Consider the following 18,481-nt stretch of genomic DNA (forward strand, 5'->3'; position numbering starts at 1 on the left):
CACCAAAGTGCGCCGCAGGCAAGCGTACGCCATACCCGGCCCGGCCCCCAAACCGGGCCCGCGGTCCGCGCCCTCCCGGTGGCCGGCGGACACGACAGAACCCCTGAATCCACCCATAGCGTCCGGATTCAGGGGTCCTGTTCGAGCAGGTCAGAGCCTCACGGCCGGGTACGCCGCCGGGCGCCACCACGGCGCGCCCGCCGGCGCGGGGCGCCGCTGTCGTCGTCGTTGTCGCCGTCACCGATCGCGTCCGGGTCGTCGGCGGCGGCCAGCCGGGCCGAGTCGCCCTCCTGGCTGTCCGCGACCGCCGGCGCGGCCGGTGTGTCCGTCTCGAACCGGGACAGGTCGTAGCCCTGGGTGTCGTAGTAGTCGTCGTCGGTCTCGACCACCTCGGCGACGGTCCGCTCCGGGGCGGCCGGTGCGGCAGGCGCCTCGGCGGCCGGCGGTTGCGCGGCTGCGGCCTCCGGCGCGGCCTCCCCGGCGGGCTTGTCCGCGGCGGCCTTGCGGCCCCGGCGCCGGCCGCTCTTCTCCTCGGCCGGCGCGGTGACAGCCGAGGCGACCGCCTTGACCTTCTCCCCCGCCCCGCCTCGCGGCTTCTCCGGCACCGGCTCGGTGTGGATGATCACGCCCCGGCCCTTGCAGCACTCGCAGGTCTCGCTGAACGCCTCCAGCAGGCCCGCGCCGATGCGCTTACGGGTCATCTGCACCAGGCCGAGCGAGGTGATCTCGGTGACCTGGTGCTTCGTACGGTCCCGGCCGAGGCACTCGGTGAGCCGGCGCAGCACCAGCTCCCGGTTCGACTCCAGGACCATGTCGATGAAGTCGATCACCACGATGCCGCCGAGGTCACGCAGCCGCAGCTGGCGCACGATCTCCTCGGCCGCCTCCAGGTTGTTGCGGGTGACCGTCTCCTCCAGGTTGCCCCCGGAGCCGGTGTACTTGCCGGTGTTGACGTCGACGACAGTCATCGCCTCGGTGCGGTCGATCACCAGCGAGCCGCCCGACGGGAGGAAGACCTTCCGGTCCAGCCCCTTGAGGATCTGCTCGTCGATCCGGTACTCGGCGAACACGTCCGCCACCCCGGCGTGCCGACGCAGCCGCGCCACCAGGTCCGGCGACACGTGCGACAGGTACGACTCGACCAGGTCGTACGCCGGCTCGCCCTCGATGACCAGCTCGCGGAAGTCCTCGTTGAAGAGGTCCCGGACCACGCGGATGACCAGGTCAGGCTCCTCATAGAGCAGCACCGGGGCGCCGCCCTCGGTCGCCTTGGCCTGGATGTCCTCCCACTGCGCCTGGAGCCGCTTGACGTCACGCGCCAGCTCGTCCTCGCTGGCGCCCTCGGCTGCGGTCCGGACGATCACCCCGGCGCCGTCCGGCACCAGCTTCTTCAGCACGTCCCGCAGCCGCTTGCGCTCGGTGTCGGGCAGCTTGCGGCTGATCCCGGAGGCGTTGCCGTTCGGCACGTAGACCAGGTGCCGGCCGGAGAGCGCGATGTGGCTGGTCAGCCGCGCGCCCTTGTGCCCGATCGGGTCCTTCGTCACCTGCACCAGCACCGAGTCGCCGGAGCGCAGCGCCTGCTCGATCGAGCGGGCCCGGCCCTCCAGGCCGGTGGCGTCCCAGTTGACCTCACCGGCGTACAGGACCGCGTTGCGCCCGCGCCCGATGTCGACGAAGGCCGCCTCCATGCTCGGCAGGACATTCTGGACCTTGCCCAGATAGACGTTGCCGGCCATGGTGCCGGACGAGTTCCGCGTGACGTAGTGCTCCACGAGCACGCCGTCCTCGAGCACGGCGATCTGGGTGCGGTCGCCGCGCTGGCGGACCACCATCACCCGGTCCACCGCCTCGCGGCGGGCCAGGAACTCCGACTCGCTCAGGATCGGCGGCCGGGTACGCCGCTGCTCGCGGCCGTCCCGCCGCCGCTGCCGCTTGGCCTCCAGCCGGGTCGAACCGGAGACACCCTGCACCTCGTCGACCGGCTTGCGCGGCTCACGGATCTTGACGACGGTCGGCACACCGTCCTCGGCGGCGGTGTCCGCCTCCCCGGCTCCCCGGCGGCGACGACGGCGACGGCGACGGGTCATCCCCTCGCCCTCGGCCTCCTCGTCCTCCGCGGGCTCCTCGGCCTCGCCCTCGGCGGTCTCGGCCGCGACGGGCTCCTCGCCGTCCTCGTCGTCTGCCTCGTCCGCGCCGCCCTTGCCCCGGCCACGACCCCGGCGGCCCCGGCGACGGCGACGCCGGCCCGCGGCCGTCTCGTCGTCCTCGTCCCCCTCGACGGCCTCCTCGGCCTCGGCGGCGGACTCCTCCTCGGCGACCTCCGGCTCGACCTCGGCCTCGACCGGCTCGACCTCACGGCGGCCGCGACGGCGGCGCCGGCCGGTCTCGACCGCTTCCTCGATCGGCTCCTCCGCCGCCGGGTACGTCACCTGGACGGCGGGCGCCTCGTCGGGCTGCGGCGCCATGAACAGGACGGTCGGCGCGGAGAGCGCGGCACGACGGCGGCGGCTGGTGGGCGGCGGCGTCTCGGCCGGCTCCTCGGCCACGCGCGGCACGGCGGCGCCCGTCGACACGGCGCCCGTCGCGTCCGCCGGGCCGCCGCTGCGGGCCAGGTCGACCTCCTGGGTACGCGCGGCAGCGGCGCCCGCGTCCTCGACGGTCCCGCTCTCGGCGTCCTCGTCCTCGACGTCCTCGACGGTGCTCTCGGCGGCGCCGGTGCTCGCCGTACCGGCGGCGGCCCTGCTCCCGCTGGTGGTCTTGTCGCCGGCGGCGGTGGTCTCGGTGGCGGCGCGCCGGCGGGTACGGGCCCGCCCGCCGGTCCCGGCGGCGCTCTCTTCGGTGGCGGTCCCGCCCGGGGCGGTGGCTTCGCCGCCGTCGATGTCGGCGCGTCCCTCAGCGATCAGATCGCCACCGGGCGCGGACACCGGCCCGTCGATCATGCCGTCCGCGGGCATCTGCCCCGCGGCGGCGGCCTCGTCCGGGGCGACGGTCTCGGCAGCCGGCGTGGCCTTGCGGCGACGGGTCCGGGTCACCTTGACCGGCGGCACGACCTCCTCCGAGGCGGCCTCCACCCCGGCTGCGGCCACCGGCTCCTCGACCGCCTTCGCCGGCGTCGCCTTACGACGCCGCCGGGTGGTCTTGGGCGCGGTGTCCAACTCACCGGCGATCGGTGCGAACACCTCGGCCTGCGGCGACTCGCCGCTGCCGGTCACCGCGGTGGACGCCTCGACCGGCGCGTCGGTCTGCTCCGGCTGGTTCAGCGGAGCGGCCTTGCGGCGGCTGGCCCGCTTACGGGCCGGCGGCTTGGTCTCGGCGACGCCCTCCACGGTGCCTTCCGTGGTGGCTCCCTCGGCGCCGGCCGGGGTCGCGCTCGCGGCGCTGCCGGAGGCGGTGGCGGCACTGTCGGCGGTCGTCCCGGTCGGCTCTGCGCCGGTCCGTTCGCCGCCCTCGGGCTCGTTCTCGAGCATGGACGTTCTCCAGTTCTGGCCGCCCCGGGCGCGGGTGAGCGCTGCCACGCAGGGTTGCCGCAAAGGTGTTTCCGCCGGGCGCGCAAACGCGCGACCGCCGAAGTCTGCCTGCCAGAGCGTTGACCGACGGTCAGCGCTCTCCGATGGTTGCCCCGTCGCGATCCGCTTCCAACGGATCGACGATCTCGCCCTGCGCGGTCAGCGTGCCCTGCGCCACCCGGATCACCTTCGGGGTGACCGGCGGCTCCAGGGCGGCCACCGCGCGGAGGCCGGACAGGACGTCATCGGGCCGAACGGACGGGGTGACCTGCCGCACGACCAGTTCGAGTATCGCACACGGTACGGCCGCCGCCCCGGAAGGCGTCTCAGCCGGAGCCATCACATCGATGGATACCACTGCTGCCCGGGCATCGAACGTACGCCGTCCCTGCTTGGTCATCCGCTCGACCTGGATCTCGTCGGCGGCGGTGAAGGCCGCCACCGCCTGCGCGAGCACCTTCGGGTCGACCTCGGGCAACTCGATGCGCCAGTACGACGCCTCGATCCGGTCGGCCAGGCTGCCACCGGTGGCCTCCACCGCGTCGAGCACGTCGAGTCCGGGCGACAGGGCGCCGTCGAGGGCTTCGCGCAGCTTCGCCGGGTCGACCGGCTCACGGAGCCCGATCTCCAGGTACTCGGCCTCACTCGCCACCCCCGTCGGGGCGGCCGAGGCGTACGAGATCTTCGGGTGCGGGGTGAACCCCTGGGAGAAGGCGATCGGCACGCCGGCCCGGCGCAGCGCGCGCTCGAAGGCCCGGGCGAAGTCCCGGTGCGAGGTGAACCGCAACGGCCCACGCTTGGCGTACCGGATACGGACCCGCTGGACGACAGGGGCCTGGCCGCCCTCGGGTTGAGGCTTTCTGGCGATCGTGAGCTCCTCGGCTGTGCCTGCGTATCGGTCTCATCCTGACGCAGCGCCCACCACGCCCCACACCCGGGGCCACCCCACCCACCCCAAACCCACCCAAACCCCACCCGCCCTCGCCCCGCACCAGCCCCGCACCCGCCCCGTTGATCATGAAGTTAGCGGCGAAGTCGATCTCCGAATGTGCCGCCAACTTCATGATCGTCGGGCCGAGGCGGGCCGGGTGGGTGGGCGCGGGCGTGCGGGTGCGGTGCGGGTGCGGGTGGGGGTGGGGGTGGGCGCGGGACCGGGCGGTAGCGGGGTGGGTCAGGAGCGGTTGTCGCCGGGTGGGGCGTAGGGGCTCTGGCCGGGTGGGGCGTGGTGGGCCTGCCCCTGGGGCGGGTAGGCGCCGTCGCCCGGCGGCGGGTACGCCCCCGGCTGGGGGTATCCGCCCTGCTGGGGATACCCGCCCGGGTGGGGGTGCGCGCCGGGCTGCGGGTAGCCGCCGGGTGTGCCGTAGCCGGGCGGCGGGGCGGTCGCCTGACCGGCGGGCACCGGTGGGCCCTGCCCGTTCAGCCGGTCCAGTTCGTCGTCCGGGATCGCGGCCCGGGCCAGCTCGCGCCGGTGACGGCGGCGGTTCCAGATCAGGAACGCCACGAGCGCCAGCAGCACCACCAGCGCCACGGCGATGCCGATGCCGATGACCATCACCTGCTGGTCGGTGGGGCCGCCTCGGTCGCCGTACTTCGTCACGTCGAAGTTGTCGTCCTCGGCGGCGGCCGGTGGCGCTGACGCGCTCGGCACGGCAGCCCCGAGCAGCGGGTTCGCCGACACCCCCGGCACGTCGGCGGTGAGCGCCGCCACCGGGTCGATCCGGCCGAAGCCGAACCGGGGGTCGCGGCCGGGCGGTCCCGCGTCCCGGGCGGTGCGGATGATCCGGTTGATCACGTCGGGTGCGGAAAGCTTCGGGTACTTCGACCGGATCAGCGCCGCGACGCCGGAGACTACGGCGGCGGCGTCGGAGGTGCCGTCACCCCAGCCGTAGCCCCGGTCCGGTCCGATGTTGTAGACCTCGTCGCCGGGCGCGGCGATCACCGCCTCCGGCCCCGAGGCCGATCCGGACCAGAATCCCCCGCCCCGGACCGTGCCGGTCACCGCGATCACGCCGGGGATCTTGGCGGGTGAGGTGACGTCCGGGCCGGCCTGCCGGGCGTTGCCTGCGGCGGCCACCACGACCACGTCGCGCTCCAGCGCGTACCGGATCGCGGCCGCCTCGACCTCCTCCACGGCGCCGGCACCGCCGTACGACAGGTTGAGCACCTTCGCCCCGCCGTCGACGGCCATCCGGATGCCCCGCGCGGAGTCGTCCGAGGTGAACGCGTCGCCGGCAGGCTTCCGGATGGGCAGGATCCGGGCGTCGGGCGCGATGCCCACCACCCCGGTCCCGTTGGCCGCGATGATCCCGGCCATGTGGGTGCCGTGACCGTCCGGGTCGCGCCGCCCGTCGCCGGAATCGCGGGTGCTTCCCCCGGCCAGCAACTGGCCCCGCATGTCGGGGTGCCCCGCGTCGACGCCGGTGTCCACCACGCCCACGACGACACCCCGGCCGGTGGAGATCTGGTGCGCCCGGTCGATCCGAAGCTCGTCCAGGTACCACTGCTCGGCGCGACGCGGAGCGGCGACCGCCGGCTGGGCGGCGCCCAGCAGCATCAGTCCGGCAAACAGGCCGGCAGCCACCGGCCGGAGCGCGCCGACGTGCACCTTCATCCGTCCGTCCTCATCGCAGGATGCCCGGGGACGCACCGTCACCGGCGCCCCACGGATCGTCGTCCTCAGTCAACCATGAAGAGTGCCCTGCCGCGTCGCCGCCGTGACCGGCGCCGCCGTGACCGCCCATCATCCCGCCGCCCATCATTCCGGCGCCGGCCATCCCGCCACGCGCACCGGCCGCGCCGCCCGGGCCCGCCGCGGCCGCCGCCTTCAGCGCGCTGGCCGCGCTGGTCAGCGGCGGAACCTTGCCGTTGCCGCCGCCGACCATGCCGGGCAGCCCGCCCATGGCCATGCCGCCGGCCGCGCCGATCCCACCGCCGCCGATCCCACCGGCCGAGCCCAGGCCGGCGCCCCCGCCGCCGAAGCCGCCGCCACCGGCGCTCAGTCCACCCGCGCCACCGCCGACGCCGCCGGCGCCCAGGCCGAGCGTGCCCGGCCCGCCGGCGGTGACCGTGCCGGGCCCGCCCGCGCCGGCCAGACCGCTGCCGTACTCCGGTGTGCCCGAGCCGGGGGCGCCACCGAGCTCGGGGATACCCCCGGTGGTCGGCGGGGTGTAGGAGCCGCCGCCCGGCAGGCCGCCGCCGGGCCCACCGGGGGGCGGCGTGTACGAGCCGCCACCGGGCGTGCCACCACCGATGCCGGTGCTGCCGATGCCCGGCATCGGGCCGCCGCCGGGCATACCGCCGCCGGGCATACCGCCGCCGGGCAGGCCACCACCGGGCAGGCCACCACCGGGTACGCCCGACGGGGGAACACGCGGGTCGCCCCGGTAGCCGTCGCCGAAGTCGTTCTTGGGCTGGGGTACGGCCAGCTTGGGGCGCTCGGCCTCGACCGCGGCCGGCAACGGCGACATCGCCGCGTTGGCCGCCTTCTGGTTGTCGTTGTACCAGTTGTCGAGGTGCGACTTGGTGTCCCACCAGCCGCCGCGCTTCTGGTCGCTGGCGTTGCCGTCGATCTTCATGGTGGCTTCGAGGTCGTCGGCCTTGTCGCGGAACGCGCCGTCGGCGTACAGGGACTGGTTGCCCTGGTAGTCGCTGCGCAGGGCGGCGAGGAAGCCGGACTGGCTCTCCCCGTCGCGGGCGTCGTCCAGCTCGGTGCCGCCGGGCAGGCTCCACTCGTTCCAGCCGAAGTTGTCCATCAGCGGAATCGGGATGCTCGCCACCGTCTTGCGGATGTCACCCTCGATCCGCGACAGCGCGCCACTGACGTTGCTGGCGTGCGTGATGAGGTCCTCGATGTCCTTGCCGATCTCGGACAGGTGCTCGCGGTACGCGTCGCCGCCGCTGCCCTTCCAGCCGGCGAGCATCCCGGGCAGGCCGCCGGTGTGCGGGCGCTCCTGGCCGGCCGCGATCGGACCGACGAACGACCGGCCGACGAGGGAGTCGCGCAGGTGGCCGAGAGCGGTGGAGAGGTTGCTCCACCCCGAGCCGACCACGCCGACGGTGTACGGATCCGCCGACAGCGTCACCTCGCGGACACAGCGTTCCCAGGTTGCTCCAGCCATGACCGTCTCCTCTCTCAGGCCGGGTACGGATAGGTGGGCGGCTCGGCGCCGCCGGGCGGCGGAGCAGCGGACTCCAGCAGCCGTTCGATGTCCTTGCCGTTCGCGGCGTTGCGCTCCTCGGCATCGCGGAACGCCTTGGCGATGTCCTCGGTGCCCTTCTTCAGGCCGGCCAGCTTGGCGGAGAGGCCCTTGAGGTGGGCCTCCATGTTGGCCGTGGAGCGTTCCAGCGCCTGCCACTGCAACCGGGCGTCGGCGAACGCGCCGAACGGGGTGCCGTTGGACATGATCTGCGGGCTGTTGCTGTCGCCCTTCATGTTCTCCTTGATGCGCTCCATCTCCCAGGAGATGGTGTCCTCGACGTACTGCTTGAGGCGCTCGATGTACTCGGCCGCCGCATCCAGGTCCTCGACGCTGACGTGCAGATCGCCGGTGTCCGGCGGATTGATGCCCATGCTGCCTGTCCTCCCCGCTACCGGCCCGGCCGGTCCATTACGGACGCAGCGTATCGAGGAAGGACCAGTCGGGGCACCCCCACCCCGCGTACCACGGCGGTCACCGGAGACGACGGAGCGCGGGAACCCGTGTCGGGTTCCCGCGCTCCGGTGCGTGCGGGCGGGCTCAGCCCTGGGCGGCGGCGGGCAGCTTCAGCCCGTTGACCGGGGTGAGCGGCAGCAGCTTGCGGCCGGTCGGGCCGATCTGGATCTCGGTGTCCATGGACGGGCAGACGCCGCAGTCGAAGCAGGGCGTCCAGCGGCAGTCGTCCTGCTCGTACTCCGACAGCGAGTCCTGCCAGTCCTGCCAGAGCCAGTCCTTGTCGAGGCCGGAGTCGAGGTGGTCCCAGGGCAGGACCTCCAGCTCCTCGCGCTCGCGGGTGGTGTACCAGTCGAGGTCCACGCCGTACGCCGGCAGCACCTCGGCGGCGGCGTCCACCCACCGCTGGTACGAGAAGTGCTCGCTCCAGCCGTCGAACCGGCCGCCGTTCTCCCAGACCTTGCGGATCACCGCGCCGACCCGGCGGTCGCCCCGGGACAGCAGGCCCTCGATCAGCGACGGCTCGCCGTCGTGGTAGCGGAAGCCGATCGCCCGGCCCAGCGACCGGTCGCTGTTGATGGCCTGCTTGAGCAGCTTGAGCCGGCCGTCGATGACCTCCGGCCGCTCCATCGAGGCCCACTGGAACGGGGTGTGCGGCTTCGGCACGAACCCGCCGATGGAGACCGTGCAGCGGATGTCCTTGGACCCGGTGGCGGCGCGGCCGGCCCGGATCACCTCGTGCGCCATGTCGGCGATCTCCAGGACGTCCTCGTCGGTCTCGGTGGGCAGGCCGCACATGAAGTAGAGCTTCACCTGCCGCCAGCCGTTGGAGTACGCGGTGACCACGGTGCGGATGAGGTCTTCCTTCGACACCATCTTGTTGATCACCTTGCGGATCCGCTCCGACCCGCCCTCGGGGGCGAAGGTCAGACCGGTCCGGCGGCCGTTGCGGGACAGCTCCTGGGCCAGGTCGATGTTGAAGGCGTCCACCCGGGTCGACGGCAGCGACAGCGAGACGTTGGTGCCGGCGTACTGCTCGGCCAGGCCGGAACACATGTCGCCGATCTCGGAGTGGTCGGCCGACGACAGCGACAGCAGGCCCACCTCGTGGAAGCCGGAGAACTCCAGCCCTTGCTGCACCATCTGGCCGACGGTGGTGATCGACCGCTCCCGCACCGGGCGGGTGATCATGCCGGCCTGGCAGAAGCGGCAGCCCCGGGTGCAGCCCCGGAAGATCTCCACCGCGTACCGCTCGTGCACCGTCTCGGCGAGCGGGACCAGGGGCTTCTTCGGGTACGGCCAGGCGTCCAGGTCCATGGTCGTGCGCTTGTGCACCCGGAACGGCACGTCCGGGCGGTTCGGCACGACCCGCTGGATCCGGCCGTCCGGCAGGTAGTCGACGTCGTAGAAGCGCGGCACGTAGACGCTCTCGGTCCGGGCCAGCCGCAGCAGCAGCTCGTCCCGGCCGCCCGGGGAGCCCTCCGCCTTCCACTCCCGCACGATGGCGGTGATCTCCAGCACAGCCTCCTCGCCGTCGCCGAGCACCGCGGCGTCGACGAAGTCGGCGATCGGCTCCGGGTTGAACGCGGCGTGCCCGCCGGCCACGATCACCGGGTCGGCGTCGGTGCGGTCGGCGGCGAGCATCGGGATGCCGGCCAGGTCGATCGCGGTGAGCAGGTTGGTGTAGCCCAGCTCGGTGGAGAACGAGACGCCGAACACGTCGAAGTCACGCACCGGGCGGTGGGCGTCGACGGTGAACTGCGGCACGCCGTGGGCGCGCATCAGCTTCTCCAGGTCCGGCCAGACCGCGTACGTCCGCTCGGCCAGCACGTCGGGCAGCTCGTTGAGCACCTCGTACAGGATCTGCACGCCCTGGTTGGGCAGGCCCACCTCGTACGCGTCCGGGTACATCAGCGCCCACCGGACGGTCGCGGCGTCCCAGTCCTTGACCACGGCTCCCAGCTCTCCACCCACGTACTGGATGGGCTTGGTCACCTGCGGCAGCAACGGCTCCAGCCGGGGCCAGACCGAGTTGGCGGCGGTGGGACGCGGGGTCGTGGACGGGGCACTCATGATGCCCAAGCGTACGCGGTGCCCCCGCCCTCTCCCGCGCCCGCGCCCGTGTCCACCGCGTTGATCAAGGAGTTCGCGGACTGTCCCGCGCTCCCACCGGACACGAACTCCTTGATCACCGGAGTGGGGGGCCCGGGGCGGGCGGGATTCGTCCCGGGTGGCGGGGCGGTACTAACCTCGCAACGGGCGCGAGAGGAGATAGCCGCGATGCCGCAGCCGCAGCCGGGGGCGGACCGGCCGGCCGACGGGGCCGAGATGCCGTCCGTCACCGAGCCGGCGACCGCCGCCGACACCGAGGACGCCGCCGGCGCCTCGGCTCCGGCGTCCCCGTCCACCACGCCGGAGGGCGCCGACGACCGGACGGCCGAGGAGCCGTCCGGCGCCGCCGAGAGCAGGGCGCACGACGGTACGCCCCGCCGCCCGCCGTCCGCCGTCGCGCCGGATGAGCAGCCGCACCGCGCCGAGCCCGGTGACCAGCCGTCCGGCGGCGCGGCGCCCGCCTCCCCGCCCGACGTCCCGGTCACGCCGAGCCCGGCGACCCCGCCCCCCGGCCGATCGACGACCTGTCCGGCATCGAGGAGAACGCAGCCGGCACCCGCCGAGCAGTCGGAGCAGGTCGAGCCCGCGCAGCAGGACGGACGGGCGCTGCCGGAGGACCGCCCCGAATCGTCCGAGCAGGCCGAACCGGCACGGCGGGACGAACGAGCCGAACCGGCGGGCGAGCCGGCAGACCCGGCCGACACCGCCGCGCTCGACGACACGAGCCAGCACGCGCCGGCGAGCACGACGACCGCCGACGCCCTCACCGGCGACGCCGGAACGCCGGCCGACGCGCCCACGGACAGCGAGGCCCCGACCGCCGACGCCGGAACACCTGCCGACATCGACGCCACCCCGCCCGTCCCGGTGACCAGGGCGCGCGGATCCGCAGCGGTTCCCGGCCGCACCACGCCCGTCCCCGCTCCGCGTACCGGGGGCCGGCCGGATCCGACCCGCATCGACGTCGCGGCGCAGCCACCGCCGGCCGCGACCACGCCGGATCCCACCAAGGTCGAGAACGCCCCGGAATCCATGCGGGCCGGGAACACGCCGGACCCGACCCGCGTGGAGAACGCCCCGAACCCGACCCGGGTCGAGGCGCCCCGCTGGAGCGGTTCGGCAGCCGTCCCGCCACCGCCGGCACGCCGGCCCGCCTGGGGCGAGTCCGCCGAGCCCACCCCGGTGCCGCCGCTCGCGTCGCCGGAACACGCCACGCCTGTCGACCCGTGGGCGGGGGTGGACACCACCGGCTGGGAGCTGCACGCCCCGGAGCTGCCGCCACCGACGCCGACGCTGCCGTACACCGCGCCCTGGGCCGTGCCGAACAATCCGCACCCGGCCCACCCGGCGCCACCGGCGGCGCACCCTGCCCCGCCACCGGCCCGTCCCGCGCCGCCCGCCGCCCGGCCGGTCTCGCCCCCGCCGCACAGCGCCCCGTACCCCGGACCGGCCCGGCCGGTCTCGCCGCCGCACCATCCCGCTCAGCCCGCCGCCCGGCCCCTGCCGCCCGCGACGCCCGTCGCGCCGCCGGCGAAGCCCGGGCGGCCGCCGAAGCAGCGCCGGGGCAAGGCCGGTCCGCCTGTCGCACCGCCGCCGGGCTGGCAGCAGCCGCCGAAGCGGACCCGCCGCCGGCGCCGCTGGCCCTGGGTGCTGCTGCTCTCCGTCGCCTGCTGCTGCGGGCTCCCGCTCTGGTGGTTCCAGCCGATCTCCACCCAGTACCCGGCCAGCGCCACCCTCCCGGACCAGATCGACTCGATGCGGCTACGCCAGGACGACAGCAGCCGGGCCGCCGCCGAGGAGCTGAAGTCCCGGGTACGCGAGTCGAACCTGCTGGCCGAGGACACGTTCGCCGGCATCTACAGCACGAGCGACGGCAAGCGGGTGACGTTGTTCGGCAGCACCGGGCTGCGGTTCAGCCCGGAGTCGGACGCCAAGTCGGAGATCGAACGTCTCGCCGGGGACTACGCCCTGCAGGAGCCGGTGGTGGTGGACACCGGCGTACGGGGACGCCACGAGCGCTGCGCCGTCGGCCGCGCGGACGGCGACTCGGTGGTGGTCTGCGTCTCGGCCGACCACGGCAGCCTCACCACCGGCGTGTTCACCCGGCTGTCGGTGGACGACAGCGGACGGCTGCTGAACGACCTGCGCCAGCGCGTGGTGGTGCCGAAGTCCTGACCGCTCAGGCGGTCTGATCGCCGCCGGTCTGGCCGCCGGTGGCCTGGTCGGCGCGCTTCGGGGCGTAGCGCGGGACGTACTCCTGGCCGCTGAGCTTCTGGATCTCGGCCATCATCTCGTCGGTCATCGCGCGCAGCGACGTGCGGTCGTCGGGACGGCCGGTGAAGTCCAGCGGCTTGCCGAACTTCATGGTGATCTTGGCACGACCCGGTCGCGGGATCCGCGTACCGATGGGCTGGGCCTTGTCGGTGCCGGTCACGCCGACCGGGATGATCGGCACGCCCGCGGCGATCGCCAGCCGGACGGTGCCGGTACGCCCGCGGTAGAGCCGCCCGTCCGGGGAACGGGTGCCCTCCGGGTAGACGGCGACCAGGTCGCCGGCCTTGAGCACCGGGATCGCCGCGTCGAACGCGGTGAGCGCGGCCCGGCCGCCGGCCCGCTCGACCGGGATGGCGCCCAGCCCGGTGAGCACGAACTTCGAGAAGCCGCCCTTGAGGCCGGTGCCCGTGAAGTACTCCGACTTGGCCCAGAACGCCAGGTGCCGGGGCACCACGGTGCCGAGGAGCAGTTCGTCGGCGACGGAGAGGTGGTTGCTGGCGAAGATCGCGCCGCCGGTCGCCGGGATGTGCTCCAAACCCTCCACGTGCGGACGGAAGGCCAACCGGAGCGCGGGCGCCACGGTGAGCTTGCCGATGGTGTAGAGCAGGGGCACGGGTCCTCCGGCGGTCGTACGTGAAACAGGCGCTGTCACGGTAGCCGACGCGGCCGTCCGCCACCGAGCGGGTGGCCCGCAGTCCACTCGCTGGGTGCGGGCCCTCCTCCACCCGAGAGGGTGCAGGAGGGCCCGGTCCGCTCACACCTTGCGGACCGTCACGGTCACGCGCTCGCCCTCGCCGGCTTCGCCGGCGAAGCCGTCGAGGCCCTCGGCGAAGTCGATGCTGTCGGCGAGCACCTCCCGCGCCACGAACCCGGTGTACGCGGCGACCGCCGCCCGCACCTCCTCGGACGCCGAGACCGCCACCGTGATCCGGTCGGAGATGTCCAGATCGGCGTCGCGGCGGGCCTGCTGCACGACCCGGACCACGTCCCGGGCCAGCCCCTCGGCGGCGAGTTCCGGCGTGACCTCGGTGTCCAGCACGACCACTCCCTCACCACCTGGTAGCGGCGCGGAGTGCTCGGCGTCGGCGGCGACCAGGCGCAGCTCGTACTCGCCCTCGGCCAGCGTGACCCCGGCGGCGACCGGGGCGCCGTCGCGCAGCTCCCACTCCCCCGCCTTGACCGCCTTGATGACCTGCTGGACGGCCTTGCCGACGCGCGGGCCGAGCGCCCGCGGCACCACGGTGAGCACCTGCTGGCAGTACGCGGACACCTCGCCGGTGAGCACGACCTCCTTGACGTTGACCTCGTCGGCGACCAGATCGGCGAAGGGCCGCAGCTGGGCGGCGACGGGCGACGCCACGGTGAGCGTCGCCAGCGGCAGCCGTACCCGCAGGCCCTTGGCCTTGCGCAGCGACAGCGCCGCCGAGGCGACCGCCCGGACGTTGTCCATCGCGGAGACCAGCTCGTGGTCGGCCGGGAACTCCTCCGCCTGCGGCCAGTCGGTCAGGTGCACCGACCGCTCGCCGGTCAGCCCGCGCCAGATCTCCTCGGCGGTCAGCGGCGCCAACGGCGCCACCACCCGGCAGAGCGTCTCCAGCACGGTCCACAGCGTGTCGAACGCGTCCGCGTCGCCGGCCCAGAACCGGTCCCGGGACCGGCGCACGTACCAGTTGGTCAGCGCGTCCAGGTAGGACCGCACGGTGGCACAGGCGCCGGAGATGTCGTACGCGTCCATCTGCGCGCCGACGGTCGCGACCAGCTCGTTCGTCTTCGCCAGCACGTACCGGTCGAGCACGTTCGCCGAGTCGGTACGACGACGCGCGGTGTAGCCGTCGGCGTTGGCGTAGAGCGAGAAGAAGTACCAGACGTTCCACAGCGGCAGCAGCACCTGGCGCACCGCGTCTCGGATGCCCGACTCGGTGACCGCCATGTCGCCGCCGCGCAACACCGGCGAGGACATCAGCATCCACCGCATCGCGTCCGACCCGTAGGAGTCGAACACGTGGTAGACGTCCGGGTAGTTGCGCAGGCTCTTGGACATCTTGCGGCCGTCCGAGCCGAGCAGGATGCCGTGGCTCAGGCAGTTGCGGAACGCCGGCCTGTCGAACAGCGCGGTGGCCAGTACGTGCATGGTGTAGAACCAGCCGCGGGTCTGCCCGATGTACTCGACGATGAAGTCACCCGGGTAGTGGTGCTCGAACCACTCGCGGTTCTCGAACGGGTAGTGCACCTGGGCGAACGGCATCGAGCCGGACTCGAACCAGCAGTCCAGCACCTCCGGCACCCGGCGCATCATCGACTTGCCCGTCGGGTCGTCCGGGTTGGGGCGGACCAGGTCGTCCACCGCCGGCCGGTGCAGGTCGGTCAGGCGTACGCCGAAGTCCCGCTCGATGTCGGCCAGCGAACCGTAGACGTCCACCCGCGGGTAGTTCGGGTCGTCGGAGCGCCACACCGGGATCGGCGAGCCCCAGAACCGGTTCCGGCTGATCGACCAGTCCCGGGCGTTGGCCAGCCACTTGCCGAACGAACCGTCCTTGATGTGGCCGGGCGTCCAGTTGATCTGCTGGTTCAGCTCGACCATCCGGTCCTTGAACGTCGACACCGCGACGAACCACGACGACACCGCCTTGTAGACCAGCGGGGTGTCGCAGCGCCAGCAGTGCGGGTAGGAGTGGGTGTAGGTGTCCTGCCGCAGCACCACCCCCCGCTCCTTCAGCTCCCGGATCACCGGCTTGTTCACGTCGAAGACCTGCTCGCCCTGGTACGGCGGCACCAGTGCGGTGAACCGGGTGTGGTCGTCCACCGTCACGACGGTGGGGATGCCGGCGGCGTTGCAGGTGTTCTGGTCGTCCTCGCCGAAGGCGGGCGCCAGGTGGACGATCCCGGTGCCGTCCTCGGTGGTGACGAAGTCCGCGCCGAGCACCTGGTAGGCGTTCTCCCCGGCCGGCTCGACCAGGAAGTCGTACAGCGGCGTGTAGCGGCGTCCGACCAGGTCGCGGCCGTACACGGTGCCGACCTGCTCGTATCCCTCCAGCTCCTTGGCGTACGCGCCGAGGCGCGCGGCGCCGACGACGTAGCGCTCACCGTCGCGTTCCAGCAGCGCGTACTCGATGTCGGGGCCGACGGCGAGCGCCAGGTTCGACGGCAGCGTCCACGGCGTGGTCGTCCAGACGCCCAGCTTGACCGGCCCGCGCAGCGGTTCCGGCGCGTTCTCGTCGGCGGTCAGCTCGAACCAGACGGTGAGCGTCGGGTCGTGCCGGTCCCGGTAGACGTCGTCCATCCGGGTCTCGGTGTTCGACAGCGGCGTCTCGCACCGCCAGCAGTACGCGAGCACCCGGAAGCCCTCGTAGACCAGGCCCTTGTCGTGCAGGGTCTTGAAGGCCCACATGACGCTTTCCATGTAGTCCAGGTCGAGCGTCTTGTAGTCGTTGGCGAAGTCGACCCAGCGGGCCTGCCGGGTGACGTACCGCTCCCAGTCGTGGGTGAACTCCAGCACCGACGTGCGGCAGGCGTCGTTGAACCGGGCCACGCCGAGGTCGAGGATCTCCGCCTTGGTGGTGATGCCGAGCTGCTTCTCGGCCACCACCTCGGCGGGCAGGCCGTGGCAGTCCCAGCCGAACCGGCGCTCGACGTGCTTGCCGCGCATGGTCTGGTAGCGCGGCACCACGTCCTTGACGTAGCCGGTGAACAGGTGGCCGTAGTGCGGCAGGCCGTTGGCGAACGGCGGGCCGTCGTAGAAGACGTACTCGTTCTCGCCGTCGCGGCCGGCGTCGCGGGCCTCCACCGACGCCTCGAAGGTCTTGTCGGCCGTCCAGTGCTCCAGCACCCGGCGCTCGACCGCGGGCAGGTCCGGGCTCGCCGGGACACCGGCGCCGGTCGGGTCGTGCAACGGATAGGCCATCGCCTGTCGCTCTCCCTCAGCAGCTCACTCGTCTGTGGTCTGCGAGGACGAGCCGAATCCGGTACGCCGTGACCGGCGTTCCGGGCGTGGCCCGCGGTACCACCCCGCTTGGCGGCCGAGGTGCGACCGCCCGCTCGTTGGCCGGCTGTGACGGGCCGTCCCGTCCGGTTCTACTGAGCCGGTCACCCGGCCGTTCTTCCGGAGGCTCGCCGGTGATGGCCGGGTCGTCGCCTGTGCGTTCAAGCGTACTCGACCCCCCACCCACCGCGCCGCCGAGTATCTCCCGCCCCACCCCACCCCGCCTCCACCCCGCCTCCACCCCGTGTGTCAGCGGTGGGACGGGGCCGGGAGGGTGGTGGTCCAGAGGGAGACGCCGGAGCGGTCGCGCAGGTGGACCGTGAGCGCCGCCGACGGGCCGTCGATGGTCACCTCGCCGAAGTGCTGGAAGCCCTCGGCCGGTGAGGTGTTGGCGCGCGGCGGCGCGTGCACGAAGACCGCCTTCGGGCCGAACGTGCCGTCCAGCGCGTTCGGCCCGAACGCACCGGCGTGCGCCGGGCCGGAGACGAACTCCCAGAACGGGCTGAAGTCCCGCACGGCGGCGCGCGCCGGGTCGTAGTGGTGGGCGGCGGTGTAGTGCACGTCGGCGGTGAGGAACACCAGCCCGGTCACCCCGGCCCGGTGCGAGGCGCGCAGCACCTCGGCGAACTCCAGTTCCCGGCCGGCCGGCGCGCCGTGGTCGCCCTGCGCGACACCCTCCTGGGCGTCTGACCCGTCCGGCACCACCACGCCGATCGGCAGGTCGTTGGCGATCACCTTCCAGGTGGCGCGGGACGCGCGCAGCTCCCGGATCAGCCACTCCCGCTGCGCCGTGCCGAGCAGGCCGCGACTGCGGTCCGCGTACGTGTTGCCGTCGTTCGGGTCCTTGTAGGTGCGCATGTCCAGCACGAACACGTCCAGCAGCGGCCCGTACGACAACTTGCGGTACATCGGCCCGCCCGACGGCACCGGCAGCCACTCGTGGAACGCCTGCCGGGCCCGGGCGGCGAGCACGTCCACGCGCTTCTCGCCGTACCTGTCGTCGGTCAGGATCTCCCCCGGGTACCAGTTGTTCACCACCTCGTGGTCGTCCCACTGGTTGATCTGCGGCACCTCGGCGGCGAACGCCCGCAGGTGCTCGTCGAGCAGGTTGTACGCGAACTGCCCCCGGTACTCGGCGAGCGTCTCGGCCACCTTGCTCTTCTCCGGCGTCACCAGGTTGCGCCAGGTGCGGCCGTCCGGCAGCACCACGCTCTCGGCCAGCGGGCCGTCGGCGTACACGGTGTCGCCGCTGCACAGGAAGAAGTCCGGGCGGCGTTCCCGCATGGCCCGGAAGATCGCCAGGCCGTCGAAGTCGGTGCTGATCCCCCAGCCCTGCCCGACGATGTCGCCGGTCCACACGAACCGCACGTCACGCCGCTGGTGCCGCCCGGGGGCGGTGGCGAACGAACCGGTCAGCGGCTCGCTGCACAGGCCGTGCCGGTCCAGGCTCTCCACCCGTACCCGGTAGTGCAGCCGCTCCCCCGCGGGCAGGCCGCGCAGGCGGACCTTGCCGGTGAGGTCGCCGGTGGGGTCGACCACCGGGCCGCGCACCAGGCGGGCGCCGCGCAGGTCCGGGCGGCGGCTCAGCTCGACGAGCATCCGGCCGGGCCGGTCCGCGCGGGTCCAGACCAGCGCCGAGTCGGCGGTCACGTCGCCGCTCTGCACGCCGTGGGTGAGCAGCGGCCGGCCGCTGCGCCGCAGGCCGGGTGCGGCGGGCGCGCCGGGCGCGCCGAGCAGCGCGCCGCCGGCGACTCCGGCACCGGCGACCAGGCCGGCGCGGAGCAGGGTACGTCGATCGAAGTGCGTCATGGGTTCTCCCGGTCTCGGCAGTGTCGCCAGCCCGGTCTACCGGCCGCAGGTGGCCGGGAACTCCGGTCGAGGTGACCGGCACGTCAACGACTGCTGTCCAGCGCCCCGGCATGACAACCGTCACACCGCCGGGCCGTCACACCGCGCCCACC

Annotated in this window: 10 protein-coding genes; 1 reads left to right on the forward strand and 9 read right to left on the reverse strand. The window is 73.5% G+C overall.

Annotated elements, in window-relative coordinates; all coding sequences use genetic code 11:
- Positions 1–158 precede the first annotated feature (158 nt).
- From O7546_RS22170 to O7546_RS22195, 6 genes are all read right to left on the reverse strand, one after another.
- The gene (locus O7546_RS22170) at positions 159–3,467 is read right to left on the reverse strand and encodes an Rne/Rng family ribonuclease (protein ID WP_194802376.1); all 3,309 of its coding nucleotides are present in this window, start codon (positions 3,465–3,467) and stop codon (positions 159–161) included.
- A gap of 130 nt (positions 3,468–3,597) precedes the next feature.
- Positions 3,598–4,293, reverse strand: a complete 696-nt coding sequence (locus O7546_RS22175) for a TIGR03936 family radical SAM-associated protein (protein ID WP_281600004.1) — start codon at positions 4,291–4,293, stop codon at positions 3,598–3,600.
- 384 nt (positions 4,294–4,677) lie between these two features.
- Positions 4,678–6,117: a type VII secretion-associated serine protease mycosin gene (gene mycP, locus O7546_RS22180; RefSeq protein WP_194802377.1), complete on the reverse strand. Its 1,440-nt coding sequence runs from the start codon at positions 6,115–6,117 to the stop codon at positions 4,678–4,680.
- A 10-nt stretch (positions 6,118–6,127) separates the two neighbouring features.
- Complete coding sequence (locus O7546_RS22185; RefSeq protein WP_281600005.1) at positions 6,128–7,624, reverse strand: hypothetical protein; 1,497 nt, start codon at positions 7,622–7,624, stop codon at positions 6,128–6,130.
- A 14-nt stretch (positions 7,625–7,638) separates the two neighbouring features.
- Positions 7,639–8,076, reverse strand: coding sequence for a hypothetical protein (locus tag O7546_RS22190; RefSeq protein ID WP_135241614.1), 438 nt, complete (start codon positions 8,074–8,076; stop codon positions 7,639–7,641).
- A 166-nt stretch (positions 8,077–8,242) separates the two neighbouring features.
- Positions 8,243–10,228, reverse strand: coding sequence for a TIGR03960 family B12-binding radical SAM protein (locus tag O7546_RS22195; RefSeq protein WP_194802379.1), 1,986 nt, complete (start codon positions 10,226–10,228; stop codon positions 8,243–8,245).
- Between the two features lie 207 nt (positions 10,229–10,435).
- Here O7546_RS22195 and O7546_RS22200 point away from each other — a divergent pair, with 207 nt between their 5' ends.
- Positions 10,436–12,442 carry a hypothetical protein gene (locus O7546_RS22200; protein WP_269697490.1) on the forward strand — a complete coding sequence of 669 codons (2,007 nt, stop codon included), beginning with the start codon at positions 10,436–10,438 and terminating at the stop codon, positions 12,440–12,442.
- Between the two features lie 4 nt (positions 12,443–12,446).
- Here the strand turns inward: O7546_RS22200 and O7546_RS22205 are convergent, their stop codons facing one another.
- The 3 genes from O7546_RS22205 to O7546_RS22215 form a co-directional block, all read right to left on the reverse strand.
- Positions 12,447–13,154 (reverse strand): lysophospholipid acyltransferase family protein, encoded by a 708-nt coding sequence (locus O7546_RS22205; RefSeq protein ID WP_194802380.1) that lies wholly within the window; start codon positions 13,152–13,154, stop codon positions 12,447–12,449.
- A gap of 141 nt (positions 13,155–13,295) precedes the next feature.
- Positions 13,296–16,442, reverse strand: a complete 3,147-nt coding sequence (ileS, locus tag O7546_RS22210) for an isoleucine--tRNA ligase (RefSeq protein ID WP_269697491.1) — start codon at positions 16,440–16,442, stop codon at positions 13,296–13,298.
- Positions 16,443–16,769: 327 nt separating this feature from the next.
- Positions 16,770–18,329: an alkaline phosphatase D family protein gene (locus O7546_RS22215; protein WP_281600006.1), complete on the reverse strand. Its 1,560-nt coding sequence runs from the start codon at positions 18,327–18,329 to the stop codon at positions 16,770–16,772.
- Positions 18,330–18,481 lie beyond the last annotated feature (152 nt).

The sequence above is a fragment of the Micromonospora sp. WMMA1976 genome (assembly GCF_027497335.1).
GTDB classification, from domain to species: Bacteria; Actinomycetota; Actinomycetes; order Mycobacteriales; family Micromonosporaceae; genus Micromonospora; species Micromonospora aurantiaca.